We start from the raw sequence: 15,541 nt of genomic DNA on the forward strand, positions 1-15,541 counted from the left end.
CATGCCAAAGATGATAGATTTCAATTTTATCTTGTTTAGATAATTTAGACATAAAAATGACCCCCAAATTTGTCCTAATTTTGGGGGTCATATCAAAACTCAGTGCCTTTTTCATACTTGTCCTTGTTGTTCTCTACCACATAAATTTCTTAAGATTATTCAAATCGGTTATCGTTAAATTACCTATACCTTTTAGTCTCGTTTTATCAATTCTCAGCTGATACCGTTTATTACAGTCTATCCACGATTCCTTGTAAAGGCCCGACTTTTGCCAATCGGTAATTTTAGCATACTTTGCGCGAATGCTTTTTGACTTACTTTGATATTTACTAGTAATTTTAAATACATAATAAAATTCATCATCCTGCTCAATGTATAAAACTGGCCGACTTTTTCCGTTTGGTACATCTTCGTATTCAAGGTATGTTATAAAAATATCGCCCAAATTCATTAATTGGTTTCCTTAATCTGCAAAAAAGTCAGCTATTTCTTTGGAGGTTTCAATCTTTTGTGCAGGAATTTTACGACTAGCTGCAATAATTTCATCTTTTAGATGGTCATAATCGTCAACTGAAAATGCTACAGGTAGTTTGCCTTTGTCAGCAATCTGTGTAAGCATCATTGAAATCACATCATTTGGTTTAAGACCAATTTTTCTAATAACTAGTTCTGCAGTATCCGCTATTTGTTTGTCTATATTAACAGAATATCTTTTAGTAACAATCTTAGTTGCCATAATTTGCCTCCCGAAATTACTTTGTTACATAAATAATATCATAAAAATACCTAAAATAGCATATTTTAGGTATTTTTTGCAAATTTTAGCCTAAAATTGTCTTAAATAAAATACTATACTAAAACTGACTTTGAATTTTTGCTTTTCTCCTCAATCAAAAAAATATGCCACTTAGTTTCTTATAATTACCACTTAGTCAAAAGTGCTAGATTTTACATAAAAATAAGAGTTTAATTAAATCATCAAGTGATGAAGGGCAGGTGAGAAGCGTGAAAATAAAAATAGAACTGAATCCGGATATGGAAGATGACGATACCAGTGTAACAATTCATGCTAAATCTGTGACGCCAGAAGTTGAACAGATATACCGACGGTTGCAAGGTATCAGTGAACATCCTGACCAAATAGAAGGCAAAAAAGATAATGTGTCCTATTACTTGAGTATGAAAGAAATTTTATTTTTTGAAACAGAAGATAAACAAGTGATTGCACATACTGCGAGGGATGCTTTTACAGTAGATTACAAACTCTATGAATTAGAAAATTTGTTAAATAATCAGTTCATGCGGGTCTCTAAGTCAACAATTTTAAATTTAAATCAAATTTATGCGTTAACACGCTCGATTTCTAACTGTAAAATTAATTTTCGCGATTCTTATAAAACTGTCTATGTTTCACGTCACTACTATCACAATTTGAATGATAGGTTAAACGAGAGAAGGTCATCATAATGAGAAAAAATAAAATTAGAGAAATATTTTGGGGGATAGCATTAGTGGCTGCTGCTATTTTCTTGGTAATGAACCAGCTGCACCTGTTTTCTTTTCATTTGAAAGTAAGCATGATTATTTGGACTATTGTGTTTGGAGCGGCTTTAATTGAAAGTCTAGCAGATAGAAGCTTGTTTGGTACGACTTTTTCTATTGCTTTTCTCTTAATTGTTTACGCTGAACCATTGCATATTACCAAAATTGTTCCTTGGACAGTATTGATTGCTGCATTGTTGATTTATATAGGTTTGACATTAATTTTTAGAAAAAGCTGGTTTTTAGGAGGAAACTACTTTAAACATAAATTTAGACCTAGAGATTACTATGATGATTGGTCAGACTTTGATAAAAGTTATAAAACGACTGATAATAATACCATTAATGACAGTAAAGACTATACAACCGATAGCAGTTCCATTAATGATAGTAAAAACCATACTGCTGGTGAAGATATAGTAATCAATCAGAAGCTGTCATCAGTTTCACGCTATGTTCATTCACAAAATTTACGTAGTGTCATGATTAATTCTTCATTAGGTGAAGTTGAAGTCTACCTTGATCAGGCTAAGGCTGCTGGCGATGTAGTGACAGTAGATATTAACGGTACCATGGGTGAGATTGAAATTTATGTGCCACTTTCATGGAAAGTTAATAGTGAAAACTTAGATCTTGTTTTGGGAGAACTGGAAATTTCTGGTGAATCTAGTGGGGGTGGTCCCACATTGGTTTTGACCGGCCACTGCAGTATGTCTGAAGTTGAAATTAATTATGTATAAAAATAGTTACTTTAAAACAGCTACATACTATTTTAAAGAAATTATGAAGCTGGAAACTATAAAGATGCTGAAAAAGCATATAAAAAATGGCATGGTACCAATGACTATAGCTATCATACAGCAAAAACTACTGTGAAAAAGAGTTCTCTCAGTGATTATCAAATGGGTTATGAACAAGCCAAAAAGGACTATGCAGAGAGTCATTCTTTCAAGGATTTTCCTAAAAAAGGTGTTAACTTAGTTAATCGTGTTACCCAGAATAAAGCAATTGAAATAGAACGCTACATTGACGGCTACAATGATGCCAAGGCCAAAATTTTACGGGCGAAAAAATAATAGCCCATAAAGGAGATTATTAATTATGTATGGCTCATTATTAGCCAATGTAAGTCCAGATAGAAAAATTAAGGAAGCTGTAGAACAATTTCCTCAACATACACAAGCCTATTATCTCGAAAATAAGCCAGTCGGGTTAATGACCTGTTGGCAAAATGCTTTTCACCCTTTTTCCTTAAATTTTGCGGGCTATCTTGCACCTAGATTAACCAGCGGTGAACAAATGCAGGTTTATGAGCAAATACTGACGGATTTAACGGCAAAAGCCCAAAAAAATCACCAAAACGCATTAATTACTTATGATTATGCACCGCAGTTACTCTTTAATGCTATTGGTCAAAAAAATGGTTTTAAATTAATCAGAACTACTGTAGAAACCCAGATGCCCTTGAAAAGGGCACTGAAAAATATTCTAATTGCGACTGATTTACAGATGGTCACTCTACACAAAATAAAAAAGATTATGTAATGATAAATAGGCTGGCACAAGTGAGTTTCTCCGATTATCAAAAAAATCATTTAGCAAATCCTGTTGCAAAGATACCTCTTAGTGAGTGGAGCAAAACCATTTTCACTGATCAACTTGAACACGCCCCCTTAGCACTAATTGCTGCTGGACAAATTAAGGCTTATTGCTTTTCTTTTGAGGATGCCCCTCAAGAATTGACTTTAGGATGGATGGGTGCTGTTAAGCCTAATTTATTAGACCAGTTGCAACAGTAATTACTAAATTGGGCACAAGCAAAGTATATCAAACTTTAAGTGGTGAATTTGATTCCACAGACGCATTAGCAACGCGAACTTACAGCAAATATGCGTTTAATCTGTGCCCAGTTTATGAAACGTATTTAAAGAAACTGAACTAGAAATTTAAAAGACACCGTTATTCAACTAATGGCGTCTTTTTACTTGTCTATAATTGGTAGCGGTAAAAATAATAAGGGATATTCCAACTTTGTGAATCAGCTGCAATTAAATCATCGTTAATTAAATATTTGGGCAGTAATGCAGTTGCCTGGCCTTTTTTGACCAGCTCTAAAATCATTTCCAGTGAATCAATTTCAGTGACGCTGTTTTTATTCTGCGTTAATTTGAGAGTCAAGTTACGAAACGGACAATTGATATCAGCATTGATAGCAACTGGTACATTTTTACTTTCCTGCTTTTTGCCCTTTAGGAAACAGGCTTCTAAATGATTTTTTTTGATTAGCGAATATTTAGGTAGAGTAATAGGGGTAAAAGTCCAGACCATGTCATATGCATGCTTAGTTATTAATTCTTGAATTTCATTGGTATTTTTAATGATAATGTCGTAGTGCTCAAATGAAAATGGTGCTTTTTTGGTAATAATATAGCCAAAAAGCAACTCAGAAATGAGGACTTTGGGCTTGTTAATAGACAAATCCTCTTTCAGGTTTTGGTAGTTTTGTAAAACTTTAGTGGCGAAATCATGCATTTTTTGTCCGTTTTTGGTTGGTTTGACTCCTAAATTAGAACGTACAAAAAGGGGCGTATTCAATTCTTGCTCCAGTGCTTTGAGCCTGGCTGTAATGTTGGATTGGGTGTAGCCTAATTTCAGTGACGCTTTGTTAAGCGATCTAGTTTCATAAATTGTTTGGTAAATATGTAAGTCGTTGAAATTCATGTTGCTCCATATCATTAAAAGTGGTAACCCTGTTATAAACTTGGATTATGCAAGGCTATTTTATCTTAATATACTAATTTTGTAATCTAAAAGGAGGAACTTATTATGACTACAAAAATTGGTATTAACGGCTTTGGCCGCATTGGCCGACTTGCTTTACGGCGAATATATGAAGTGGCCAGTGATGATATCGAAATTGTCGCAATCAATGATTTGACTTCACCAGCTATGTTAGCACATTTATTGAAGTATGATATACCGCGCATGGCCAATTTCATCATGAAGTAACTGCTACCACTAATAGTATTGTAATAGATGGCAAAAATATTCCGGTTTATGCGGAAAAAGATGCCAGTCAAATTCCGTGGGTCAAAAATGATGGTATCAAAATAGTGCTTGAATGTACCGGCTTTTACACTTCAACTGCAAAATCACAGGCTCATCTTGATGCCGGTGTTAAAAGAGTATTAATTTCTGCTCCTGCAGGTAACATGAAGACAATTGTCTACAGTGTAAATGATGACCAACTAACTGACTCTGATCAAATTATTTCCGCTGGCTCATGTACCACTAATTGCTTGGCACCATTAGCACAAGCAATGAACGATAAATTTGGCATTCAGGTAGGAATCATGTCTACCACTCATGCTTATACTGCTTCGCAAATGTTGCAGGACGGACCTGATCGTGGTGGCAACGTCCGTAATGCCCGTGCCGCAGTTGCTAATGTTATTCCCCATTCTACAGGAGCAGCTAAAGCGATAGGACTAGTTATACCTGAATTAGACGGCAAACTTACAGGTATTGCTCAACGAGTCCCTGTTATTTCCGGTTCAATTACTGAACTAGCTGCTATTGTAAAGCAAAAAGTTACAGCTGAAGAGTTTAATGCCAAAATTAAAAAGCACACTGAAGGTAATCCTTCTTTTGGTTATAATGATGATCAGATTGTATCATCAGATATTATTGGTACTGAGTATGGCTCGGTCTTTGATCCAACTCTGACTCAGGTTGAAACTGGTGATGACGGTGCACAATTAGTTAAGGGTTACGCCTGGTATGATAATGAATCCGGCTTTGTAGCTCAAATGATTAGAACACTGCAAAAAGTTGCCCAATTAGGTTAATTATCAATATAACTTATATTTTTACAATTAAAAACTGTTTATCATCAATAAAAAAATGGTTCTGCCAAGTGCAGAATCATTTTTTGTGTCTTTAAAATATGCTAGTCGCTTTTTATCCATGGCGCTGTGAGCATTTGACTAACAGTTTGCTTAATATTATTGCTTTGAGCAATCATTGAGATTACTGCAGCACCATTTGCCCCAGTTTTGGAGATTGCTTCTAAGTCGCTAGCAGTTATCCCACCAATAGCAACAATTGGCCGAGCGCTGCTTTTAACCAGCTGGGTTAAACCAGTAATACCAATTTCGGGATCGGCATCACTTTTAGACTGGGTGGCATAAATTGGACCACTACCGTAATAATCAATTCCGCTAATTTTATTGGCTTGCTCAATTTGAGCTAAATTCGAACAGGAATAGCCGATAAACATTTGACCACCAACTTCTTTAATAACCTGTTTTATCTCTTCATCACTTTGACCAACATGAACTCCCTCGGCATGAACTTGTTGGGCCAACTTGACATCATCATCAATGAAAAAGGGAACATGATATGCTTGACACAGTTGATGTAATTTTTGCGCCATAGGTAGTCTCTCAGTTTTACTTAAAGTTGAATTAGGACCCTTGTCCCGAAACTGAAAAGCCGTGATGCCGGCAGCAAGTGCTTTTTCTACTATGCCAGTTAAAGTTTTACCTTTGGGCACATCTTGACTGCCGCAAATAAAATAAGCATGTAAAAAATCAGTGTTAAATTCTTTCATTATTTCTCCTAAATTACTTTGCCCAATGATTTAAGGGACCATGGCCATGACCGACTTGAATAGTTTCTTTAATAGTCTTGGTAACGTATTTCTTAGCGATTGTAATTGCTGCAGGTAAACTTTGACCTAAAGCTAGCTGCGCCGTAATTGCTGCAGCTAAAGTATCACCGGTGCCGTGTGTGCGTTTAGTATGTACTCTGGAACTGCTGACCCAAAGATCAGTACCATCGGCAAATAAAGCATAATCTTTTACTTCTGCGCTATTAGTGTGTCCACCTTTAATTAGTACATTTTTAACACCCATGTCTTGTAGTTTATGGGCTAATTCAGGAAATTGATCTTGCATTTGTACCTTAATGCCAGTTAAAGTTTCTGCTTCTGGTAAGTTAGGTGTGATTAAATCGGCTAAAGGCAGTAGTTCATTTTTAACGGTGGCAACAGCATCTTGACTTAAAAGTGGTGCACCTCCTTTAGCAATCATTACGGGATCTATGGTAATAGGGCCAAAGTCATACTTTTGCAGGTTAAGAGCAACTTGGTGAACATGAGCTGCATCGCCTAACATTCCCGTTTTACAAGCACGAATATGAAAATCTTCTGCTAAAGATGCAAATTGGGCATCGATCATTTCTAGTGGTAGTAAAAAAGATTTTTGTACACCTAAAGTGTTTTGTGCTGTCACTGCTACTACAACAGCTGTTCCAAATACTTTTTGCATTTGAAAAGTTTTAAGGTCAGCCATTATTCCGGCACCACCACCTGAATCTGTACCGGCAATAGTTAAAACCTGGGGAAAAGAATTAATTTTTTCTGTCATCATGAAGTTCCTTAATCAAAATCAGCAATTTGCTTAATATCAGCGACTGTTACTTTGTACAAATAATCTATAAGGTACATACCAAAAGTACTTGGTCCAACACCGGGATGATCTTGGACAACCATTTGACCCGCACAACTGAAAACTAAAGCACCTATCTGAGCCGCTTCAAACGGATCATCAGTGACTGCGGTAAAAGCTGTGACAATACTGGACAACATATCACCTGAGCCCACATGAGTTTTAAAAAGTGGTGAGCCGTTGTGAATATGAGCAAGTCTTTTACCGTCACTAATTGTATCTGTAGGACCACTGGCAATGACCGTACAATGATATTTCTGAGCAGTTTTCATAGCAATATCATCAATATTACCGGAGCCGGAACCTGCATCGATGCCCTTTGAATCCCAGTTGAAGTCACCTAGTGCAGCGATTTCACCAATATTACCGCGAATAATACTGGTATGAAAATCCCATAAAAGCTTATCTGCGATTTTGTAGCGATATTCGACTGCACCAACCGCAACAGGATCAAATACTATCGGCTTATTATACTGCCTTGCTAGGTCTTCTACCTTTTTAATATGATTGATTTGCTGCTTGGTTAAACAGCCAATATTAACTGCCACTGCGGAAGCCATTCGCACTATTTCTTCGGCTTCAGCGACTTCATTGCTCATAATTGGTGAAGCACCAATAGCATTGACAGCATTCGCCACATCTTGGACTGTCACAAAATTGGCTATGTTAAAAATAACGGGATTTTGCGCTCGTAATTTATCTAATAAGTCTAACTGCATTTTATTACTCCCGACTAAATGTTTTTGAAAAATTTTGATTAATAAAAAAGCCCTGGCACGTGGAAGTGCCAAAGCTTAAGCGTTTTTGACACGTTCCTACGCAAGTATTAGCTTACAGGTTCAAAGGGTCTGAAAAAAATTCATCTCAGCCTAAAAGGCACCCCTCGTGTTATCGCTCTCAATTATAACTATATTTAGATAATATTACAATCAAAAATAAAATGTGATTTTTATATGTTAGTATTTTTGTCTTAAAATAAATATTTACTTAATTCTTTTTCCATTTCATCTTTATTAACAAAGTCATGAAGTATGATTGTTCTCTTCTTAAATTCTTCTGGCATGTTGTTGGCAATTTCTTGGGTTGCAACATACCAATCTGCGGGATGACCACTTACTGATCCTACATCACAATTTTCGACTGTTCCCTCAATACCTTTTTCGTTTAAAATACTATCAATATTCATTTTAGCAATGAGTGAACTTCCCATGCCCATTCCGCATACAGCAACAATTTTCATAATAATTTTTCTCCTTTTTTTAAACAACTTAAAACTAAATTTTTAAAGTCCTCATAATTTTCTGTTTCTTTAAAACCTTCTAGAAATTCTTTATCATCTAATAAATAACCTAACTGTTGAAAAGCTCCTTGATGTTGAGTGCTATTTATTGTACAAAAGGCAATAAAAGCTATTATTTTTTCTCCCTTGTAATTAAAGGGCTTTTTAATTTTTAACAAACTCATGCCAGTTTTAAATACGTGCGAACTAATTCCTGCATGAGGAAGTATGATACCAGGGGCAATTAACAAATGATTAACACCACCGAATTCATGTGCAACCTTTACCATTTGATTGACATAGTCCATGTCACAATATTTATTTTGAGCCAGCAAGTTACCACTCAGCTGAATTAAATCATCAATGTTTTCGCCATTATTTATTACTTGAAAATTTGTTCCAGGTAAGAATTGTAATATACCATTTTTAATTTTCCTCAGTGAGTTATGTGGACTAATTTTGTGCTTTTTTTGATTAATAAATTTTTCCAGCTTTTTATAGTCATTCTTTGTTGGAAAAGCATTAACTTTAATTATTGGAATCTTTTTTTTAAGTTTTAGATCTAGATTTCCTATAACTGTAACTATTAAATCTAAATTTCTAATATCACCTTTAGTTTTTATTTCTTGCTCGGACAATGTGCCTAATATGTTGACTTTATATGAATTTAATAATTTATATTGCAATAATCTAGAAACTGCGTTACCAGAATTACAAACAATAATAATGTTAATACCACCTTTTTTACTTTGCTGATTACTTATTTTTTCCATGGCAGAAGCAAAATAAATGGTAATAAAAGAGATTTCATCTTCAGTAATATGATTTCCTGTATATGCCTGTACGTATTGAATTGATGAAATGACAGCTTTATGGATTTGGCTATAATGCCTTTTAACTTTTTCAAGTAATGGATTACGAATTTGTGTATGATATCTAATCCTTGAAATTAAATTAATTAAATGACTTGATAAAACATCAAAAAGCTCCTGGTCTCTCTGAAAATCAATTTTACATTTCTGACTCATATCTTGAATCATTTGATGAGCAAATATTTCAATTTCAAATGGATAATTGGCACTAAAGTTATAAAGTAATTCGTTTGATTGAGACTGTAAGAGTGTAGATATTCGTGCTTGTTCGATCTTTTTAAGGTGAGTATTTGTTTCTTCTTCACCTTTTAAGGCAATGATTGATCCTAAGTCCTGCATTGCTTTATTATTTGAAATATCATTATTGTCCTTGTCATAACAGTCAATGTTCCTGTTTGATTGCATACAAGTAATTATTAAATATACCAGAATAGTTATTTTTGCCTCTATAGAAAAATAAACAGGAAGTATATTATCTATGTCTTGATATAAATTTTGAATCTTTTCAGGTGCTATAAATTTGTTTCCTGGTAAAGTATTACTTTCAATAATAAAATTGACTACTTCTTTTTCATTACGAAGCAAGAATATTTGCTTTAAATTGCTTATCAAAAAACATTTACATAAAAATAGATCACCAACTAGTTTATAGCCATTAGACGAGCTGTAAAGCAGTTTTACTTTACAGTCTGAAAGTTGTTTTCTAAGTCTAATCATATCATTACTAATCGTCCGTTCACTGATATTCATTGAATTAGCTAACTTTTTCAAATGGCTAACCTTATCAAAGCACATTAAGGAATATAAAGCGTATGTTCGTCGATCATTGCTATTAGTAAAATCAAAACTGATTCTTTCATTTAATAAAGTTGCTTTGATTCGTAATATGTCTTTTTGTAATAATTTGATTCCTTTGCCTTGTAATCTTTTTAATTTGGAAAAGCCTTTTGACTTTAACCAACTATCAGTATTATCTAAAATTGCTGGTACTTTTCTAATTTTAAAATCTAAATCTTCAGAAATATTTTTAGATGAAATGTAGGTGCTTTTCGGCAGCAAATAATTAACTAATTGAAAAATATCTCTTTTCAATTTTCAGCCTAGCCGAATAAGTGAGCAATACTGCGAATAATCCACATAAGGGGCATCCAAAAAATACTGTAGTCAGTTTGAGAATAAGTCATTCCACCACCGTATAGAACGCCTGTTAATGGGTAAACAAAAATAATTAAGAAATGAACTAAAAATCCTATTACTAAGCCGGCGGCAATTGAACCTTTCCAACCACCGTACTTATTACCAAAAACGCCCATAAGCATCCCATCAAAAACACAAATGTTTGGACTTGGAAAAACAACTATTGGTAAATGGAAAATAATTGTAGCTAGCATAGCGATAATTGAGCCTGCGGTTGTTGAAATAAAGCCAAGCATCGCACCTGTACCTGATAGGGGATAGAATACAGCACAATCTAATGCTGGAATTGCTCCGTGAGCGTATTTATCAGCTATACCTTTGAAAGCAGGCAAAAGTTGGTTAATAAACATACGAACACCTTGGAGTAAAATTGTGAAAGCTGTAGTAAAAGTAATTCCTTGTAGTAATAACCATACGATCCAGTTAATACTACCAGAAAGCTTGCTAATAATCGGTTCACCAATAACAAGCCCCATGCCTACAAATATTAATGACATAAGTAAAGCCATGGCTACAGTTATATCTTTTAAAACACTCAAGCCCTTTGGCAACTTGATTTTATCGGCATCTTGTTTGGGATCTCCCACTAATTTAGCAATTCCTGCGGCTAAAACTGCCCCAAATTGTAGTTGATGGCCCAGTGTATATTGATCATTGGTCCACTTCCAGGACACGGAACGTGCAATTGCTGGAGAAAAAGTATTGTAAAGACCTATTAATATTCCTGCAAATAAAATAGTTTGAATACTTTCTATTGGCCAATGAAATGAAGCAGATATCGTGGCAACCAAAAACGAAGATAAAATTAGACTAACATGTACTGTTAAATAGACATTTTTGCAGATCTTCCACGGAACTATTTTAACTAATACTAAGTTAATAAAAAATCCCAAAATAAATGCAAAAACAATAGCGGAAGTATACTTTGCAAGCATGATGCCATATACTGCAAAGTTCTGAGGAATTACTCCCTTAACCCCGGTTACTTTATTTAAATTTGTGATCAATGGAGTTAATGTACTAGTCAGTAGATTTGATCCTGTTGAAAGCATGACCATACCAACCATCGTTTTAATTACTCCATCTACTATTTCATGTAATTTCTTTTTTTGTAATAACAGTCCTACAAGAGTTACTAAACCCAGAAAGATGGGTGCTTGCGTTAATGAACTTATTAATACGTTTATCGCATTCATGAATTACTCCTTCCATTTTTTATTTAATAAGGCTACTATTTTACAGACATCCTTTTGACCCTCGGCTCTTTTTAAAAACTCGATATTATTCCGTATGCCTAGAAATTGACCCAGTTGTTTGAGTAATGCAATGTGATCATTACCATTTGTGCTGGCAATAACGCACACAATAAAAACAGGATCATTTTCTTTATTACCAAAATTAATGGGGCTCTTTAAAGTGATTAGGGATATAGCCTTGTGTCTAACACTTTTAGACGGTCTTGAATGCGCAAGAGCAATTCCAGGTGCAATAACGAAATAGGGACCAAATTTTTTATAAGTAGCAAAAATCTCTTTAACATAATTTTCAGTTATCGCGTTTGAAGCTATAAGTAAATCAGCAGATTTTTGAATAGCATCAAAACAGTCTGAGGCTTCTACTTTTAGTTGAATATCATTTTTAGTAAACTTTGCCATTTAAACCTCCTTTATAAATGACTCATGTTTTATTACTGAGAGCGCTCTCTTTACTTAATCAATTTTTACACACTTTGATTTTTTAAAATATAGAAAATTTGCGTATTGCATCATTAACATATTTTTGCGCTTAGTATTTAGTTTTTATAAATATGTGTAAATAATCATCTTTATAATTGCTAAAATTGGATGTTTTAGCTTCAACAAACATTTTATAAATAAAAAAGATGATAATTTTCACTTTACGTAATGAAAATTACCATCTTATATTTATATTAACTTATATTAACTTTTTAACTTTCTATTCGCTCATTATGCCATTCTAGAATCATTTTGACTATGGCGTTTGCGACATTCAAGTTTTTTAATATTGGGCCGTGGGAATACGTACCGATAAAGTTGCGGTAGCGCAAACCTTCGACGTGATCTTGGGGATTGTTGCCATAACCTTCAATCATTTCTCCTAAGGGATGCAGCTTATCCTTATCATCAAAATAGGTTTGACCCGAATGGTTTTCAAAGGCTTTGACTTCGCCCCATTCGCTCATATAGCGGGTATCACCAATCATGCGCTTATCTGCCTTAAAAACGGTGTGGAAAGGTAGAATATCTAGCCCTTTGATTGTCACTCCAGCATTAGTTTTATAATATGTGCCCACCAGCTGGTAGCCACCGCAGACACCTACCATAGGCTTGCCTTCGTTAATATACTTTGTCAAAGTTTCTTTATGACGCGGTAAATCTTTAGCAACAACAGTTTGCTCAAAGTCTTGTCCGCCGCCAAAAAAGACAAAGTCATAATCAAAAGCGTTGAATTGATCACCAAGAGAAATATTATCAACTTGTGTATCATAGCCCTGTTTTTTTAGCAAAAACCTGATAATTTTAACGTCGCCAGAATCACCGTAAGTATTCATCAGGTCTTCGTATAAATATGCAATCTTGATTGTTTTGTTAGCCATTATTTACCAACCCCTATTATTTTGTTTAAAGTATATCTTAATAGTTAGAAGCGGGCAAAGAATAGTTATTTAAGATTTTGCTGCGCTGCAAAATGATTGATTGGACCGTATTTAGAACCAACTTCAATTGGGTGGGCAATTGCTTCATAAGTAAAGTCCTTAGCCGCCTGAACGCTAGCGATAATCGATTGACCTTTGGCTAATTCAGCGGTAATTACAGCAGATAGTGTGTCGCCAGTGCCATTAATTCTATCTGTATTAATGAAAGGCTTGGTAAATTCGTGAAATTCGCCATCTGCAGTTAATAAGATGTCAGTAACTTGCGACTGCTGGGAGTTATCATGGCGCCCCTTCATCAAAACATTTTTGGCACCCATCTCCTGCAGTTTTTTAGCACCTTGGCGAATTTCCTCTTTAGTATTCAAACTTAAGCCTGTTAACTTTTTCTGTTCATAAAAATTAGGCGTAATAATGTCAGCCAGTGGCATTAACTGCTCAAGAAACGCTTGGTAAGCATCATCATCAAGTAGGGTATCACCATGTTTAGTCATAATGACCGGATCAAGCACAATTTTACCCATGTCATATTTATGCAAATTGGCGGCAACACAAGCAATTACATCCTTGTTAGCAAGCATACCGGTTTTAAGTGCATCAATTTTAAAATCATCGTTTAGGACATCGAACTGCTTTTGGATAAAAGGAATTGGCATGACTTCCTGAGCATAAATTCCAGTAGTATTACCAGCTACTGCGGCTGTCAAAAGCCCCATGCCATAAACTTGCCTAGCATAAAAAGAATGCAGATCAGCGGTCATTCCCGCACTGCCATCACTGTCATTGCCAGCAATTGTTAAAGCAATAATTTCTTTTCTCATTTTTTATATATCCCCATTTTAATAAAAGCTCTATGTAACCAGTATAACTTAAAACAAGCATAATGTTATAATAATTTCTTGTAAAAGCAAGGCCTAGTAGTAAAATGAAGATAAAACCGCTTTCTGTCGGAGAGGATCAAAGATGTTAAAAGAATATATTATGGCAATTGATGAAGGCACAACTTCAACCAGGACAATGATAATTGACCATCAGGGTAGAAAAATTGCCTCTTCACAAAAAGAATTTCCCCAATATTTTCCTCAACCAGGCTGGGTGGAACATAAGGCAGAAGAAATTTGGCACGCAGTGCAAACAACAATTGCCAATGCAATCATTAATTCCGGAGTGCGGCCACAGCAAATAGTAGGTATAGGTATTACCAATCAGCGTGAAACAACGGTAATTTGGGATAAAAAAACCGGCAAGCCAATTTATAATGCAATTGTATGGCAATCACGGCAGACGACCGACTTAGCGGAAAAGCTGAAAAAAGATGGTTATAGTAATCTGATCCACAAAAAGACGGGACTGATAATTGACCCTTATTTTAGTGCCACTAAAATTCGCTGGATTCTGGATCATGTCGATGGGGCACAAGAAAAGGCCGAAAATGGCGAGCTGCTTTTCGGCACAATTGACAGCTGGCTTTTGTGGAACTTGACCGATGGTGAAGTTCATGTGACTGATTATACTAACGCCTCAAGAACGATGCTTTTCAATATTCACGATTTAACTTGGGATGATGACATTTTAAAGCTGCTTAATATTCCTAAAGTAATGTTGCCGGAGGTAAAGTCCAATTCTGAAATTTACGGCTACACCAAATCTTATACATTTTTTGGTGGGCGAGTACCCATTGCCGGTATTGCCGGTGATCAGCAGGCGGCTTTGTTCGGTCAGTTAGCTTTGAAAAAGGGCATGGTTAAAAACACTTATGGCACCGGCTCCTTTATCGTGATGAATACTGGAGAACAACCAACAGAATCTGACAATAATTTATTGACTACTATTGCGTATGGTTTAAACGGCAAAATTTCATATGCTTTAGAAGGTTCTATTTTTGTTTCCGGCAGCGCTATTCAGTGGTTGCGTGATTCGCTCAAAATGATTAAAACAGCAGCGGATTCGGAGAAGGCAGCCAGGCTATCAAAGTCTGAAAATGAAGTTTATGTTGTACCGGCATTTACTGGCTTAGGGGCACCGTACTGGGACTCCGAAGCTCGCGGTTCCGTTTTTGGTATTACACGTGGAACAAATGACAAAGATTTTATCAAGGCCACACTGCAGTCGCTGGCTTATCAAGCGCGAGATGTAGTTGATACGATGCAAGTTGATTCGGGCATTAAAATTCCTGCTTTGCGCGTTGATGGCGGTGCTTCAAATAATGACTATTTGTTGCAATTCCAATCTGACATCTTAGGTATAAAAATTGAACGTGCTAAAATATTGGAAACTACTTCAATGGGTGCGGCTTTCTTAGCAGGCTTAGCCGTAGGTTATTGGCAAAATGTTAGTGAATTAAGGGATATTTTCTTAATAGGTAAAACTTTTGAACCTAAGATGCCTGAAAGCGAAAAGGAACATTTGTATCAGGGTTGGAAAAAAGCCGTGAAGGCCACCCAAGTCTTTGCCCACGGTGAGTAAT

At 35.4% G+C, this 15,541-nt stretch carries 18 protein-coding genes, 1 pseudogene and 1 riboswitch; of the genes and pseudogenes, 7 read left to right on the forward strand and 12 right to left on the reverse strand.

From position 1 onward, the window contains the following. Positions 1–133: 133 nt before the first annotated feature. Positions 134–451 (reverse strand): hypothetical protein, encoded by a 318-nt coding sequence (locus Q0K80_RS03715; RefSeq protein WP_046325663.1) that lies wholly within the window; start codon positions 449–451, stop codon positions 134–136. Between the two features lie 12 nt (positions 452–463). Further along, a complete protein-coding gene (locus Q0K80_RS03720) occupies positions 464–736 on the reverse strand; it encodes a type II toxin-antitoxin system RelB/DinJ family antitoxin (RefSeq protein WP_294603329.1) in 273 nt (90 codons plus the stop codon). A 269-nt stretch (positions 737–1,005) separates the two neighbouring features. On the opposite strand from Q0K80_RS03720, the gene Q0K80_RS03725 reads away from it, so the two are divergent. The 5 genes from Q0K80_RS03725 (at position 1,006) to Q0K80_RS03745 (ending at position 3,341) form a co-directional block, all read left to right on the forward strand. Further along, the gene (locus Q0K80_RS03725; RefSeq protein ID WP_294603332.1) at positions 1,006–1,467 is read left to right on the forward strand and encodes a LytTR family DNA-binding domain-containing protein; all 462 of its coding nucleotides are present in this window, start codon (positions 1,006–1,008) and stop codon (positions 1,465–1,467) included. Continuing rightward, positions 1,467–2,282 carry a LiaF domain-containing protein gene (locus tag Q0K80_RS03730; protein ID WP_294603335.1) on the forward strand — a complete coding sequence of 272 codons (816 nt, stop codon included), beginning with the start codon at positions 1,467–1,469 and terminating at the stop codon, positions 2,280–2,282. Before Q0K80_RS03725 ends, Q0K80_RS03730 begins: the two co-directional genes overlap by 1 nt. A 132-nt stretch (positions 2,283–2,414) precedes the next feature. Continuing rightward, positions 2,415–2,618, forward strand: a complete 204-nt coding sequence (locus Q0K80_RS03735; protein WP_198180560.1) for a hypothetical protein — start codon at positions 2,415–2,417, stop codon at positions 2,616–2,618. 25 nt (positions 2,619–2,643) lie between these two features. Next, positions 2,644–3,087: a hypothetical protein gene (locus tag Q0K80_RS03740; protein ID WP_294603342.1), complete on the forward strand. Its 444-nt coding sequence runs from the start codon at positions 2,644–2,646 to the stop codon at positions 3,085–3,087. Further along, a complete protein-coding gene (locus tag Q0K80_RS03745; RefSeq protein ID WP_294603344.1) occupies positions 3,087–3,341 on the forward strand; it encodes a hypothetical protein in 255 nt (84 codons plus the stop codon). The genes Q0K80_RS03740 and Q0K80_RS03745 overlap by 1 nt, the downstream gene beginning before the upstream one ends. 190 nt (positions 3,342–3,531) lie before the next feature. On the opposite strand, the gene Q0K80_RS03750 is transcribed toward Q0K80_RS03745, so the two are convergent. Beyond that, positions 3,532–4,263 carry a LysR family transcriptional regulator gene (locus Q0K80_RS03750; protein WP_294603346.1) on the reverse strand — a complete coding sequence of 244 codons (732 nt, stop codon included), beginning with the start codon at positions 4,261–4,263 and terminating at the stop codon, positions 3,532–3,534. 105 nt (positions 4,264–4,368) lie between these two features. Between Q0K80_RS03750 and gap the strand changes: the two are divergent. After that, a pseudogene (gene gap / locus Q0K80_RS03755) lies at positions 4,369–5,390 on the forward strand (type I glyceraldehyde-3-phosphate dehydrogenase). A 101-nt stretch (positions 5,391–5,491) separates the two neighbouring features. Here the strand turns inward: gap and thiE are convergent. The 9 genes from thiE to thiD (Q0K80_RS03800) form a co-directional block, all read right to left on the reverse strand. Continuing rightward, complete coding sequence (thiE, locus tag Q0K80_RS03760; RefSeq protein WP_294603349.1) at positions 5,492–6,154, reverse strand: thiamine phosphate synthase; 663 nt, start codon at positions 6,152–6,154, stop codon at positions 5,492–5,494. Between the two features lie 13 nt (positions 6,155–6,167). Further along, entirely contained in the window at positions 6,168–6,971 is an 804-nt protein-coding gene (gene thiD, locus Q0K80_RS03765; RefSeq protein WP_294603351.1) for a bifunctional hydroxymethylpyrimidine kinase/phosphomethylpyrimidine kinase, read from the reverse strand. An 11-nt stretch (positions 6,972–6,982) separates the two neighbouring features. Further along, positions 6,983–7,771 (reverse strand): hydroxyethylthiazole kinase, encoded by a 789-nt coding sequence (gene thiM, locus Q0K80_RS03770; protein ID WP_294603353.1) that lies wholly within the window; start codon positions 7,769–7,771, stop codon positions 6,983–6,985. Positions 7,772–7,847: 76 nt separating this feature from the next. Next, a riboswitch (TPP riboswitch) is annotated at positions 7,848–7,946 on the reverse strand. 76 nt (positions 7,947–8,022) lie between these two features. Continuing rightward, complete coding sequence (locus Q0K80_RS03775; RefSeq protein ID WP_174794663.1) at positions 8,023–8,292, reverse strand: PTS sugar transporter subunit IIB; 270 nt, start codon at positions 8,290–8,292, stop codon at positions 8,023–8,025. Next, positions 8,289–10,295 (reverse strand): PRD domain-containing protein, encoded by a 2,007-nt coding sequence (locus tag Q0K80_RS03780; protein WP_294603359.1) that lies wholly within the window; start codon positions 10,293–10,295, stop codon positions 8,289–8,291. Before Q0K80_RS03780 ends, Q0K80_RS03775 begins: the two co-directional genes overlap by 4 nt. A gap of 8 nt (positions 10,296–10,303) precedes the next feature. After that, positions 10,304–11,596 (reverse strand): PTS transporter subunit IIC, encoded by a 1,293-nt coding sequence (locus Q0K80_RS03785; RefSeq protein WP_294603363.1) that lies wholly within the window; start codon positions 11,594–11,596, stop codon positions 10,304–10,306. Between the two features lie 3 nt (positions 11,597–11,599). Beyond that, positions 11,600–12,055, reverse strand: coding sequence for a PTS sugar transporter subunit IIA (locus tag Q0K80_RS03790; RefSeq protein WP_294603365.1), 456 nt, complete (start codon positions 12,053–12,055; stop codon positions 11,600–11,602). 293 nt (positions 12,056–12,348) lie between these two features. After that, complete coding sequence (locus Q0K80_RS03795; protein WP_294603367.1) at positions 12,349–13,017, reverse strand: cobalamin biosynthesis protein CobQ; 669 nt, start codon at positions 13,015–13,017, stop codon at positions 12,349–12,351. A gap of 65 nt (positions 13,018–13,082) precedes the next feature. Next, the gene (gene thiD, locus Q0K80_RS03800) at positions 13,083–13,895 is read right to left on the reverse strand and encodes a bifunctional hydroxymethylpyrimidine kinase/phosphomethylpyrimidine kinase (protein ID WP_294603369.1); all 813 of its coding nucleotides are present in this window, start codon (positions 13,893–13,895) and stop codon (positions 13,083–13,085) included. A gap of 142 nt (positions 13,896–14,037) precedes the next feature. Here thiD (Q0K80_RS03800) and glpK point away from each other — a divergent pair, with 142 nt between their 5' ends. After that, the gene (glpK, locus tag Q0K80_RS03805; protein WP_294603372.1) at positions 14,038–15,540 is read left to right on the forward strand and encodes a glycerol kinase GlpK; all 1,503 of its coding nucleotides are present in this window, start codon (positions 14,038–14,040) and stop codon (positions 15,538–15,540) included. Position 15,541: the final 1 nt, after the last annotated feature.

This window comes from uncultured Lactobacillus sp. (assembly GCF_945290125.1).
Classification (GTDB): Bacteria; Bacillota; Bacilli; order Lactobacillales; family Lactobacillaceae; genus Lactobacillus; species Lactobacillus rizhaonensis.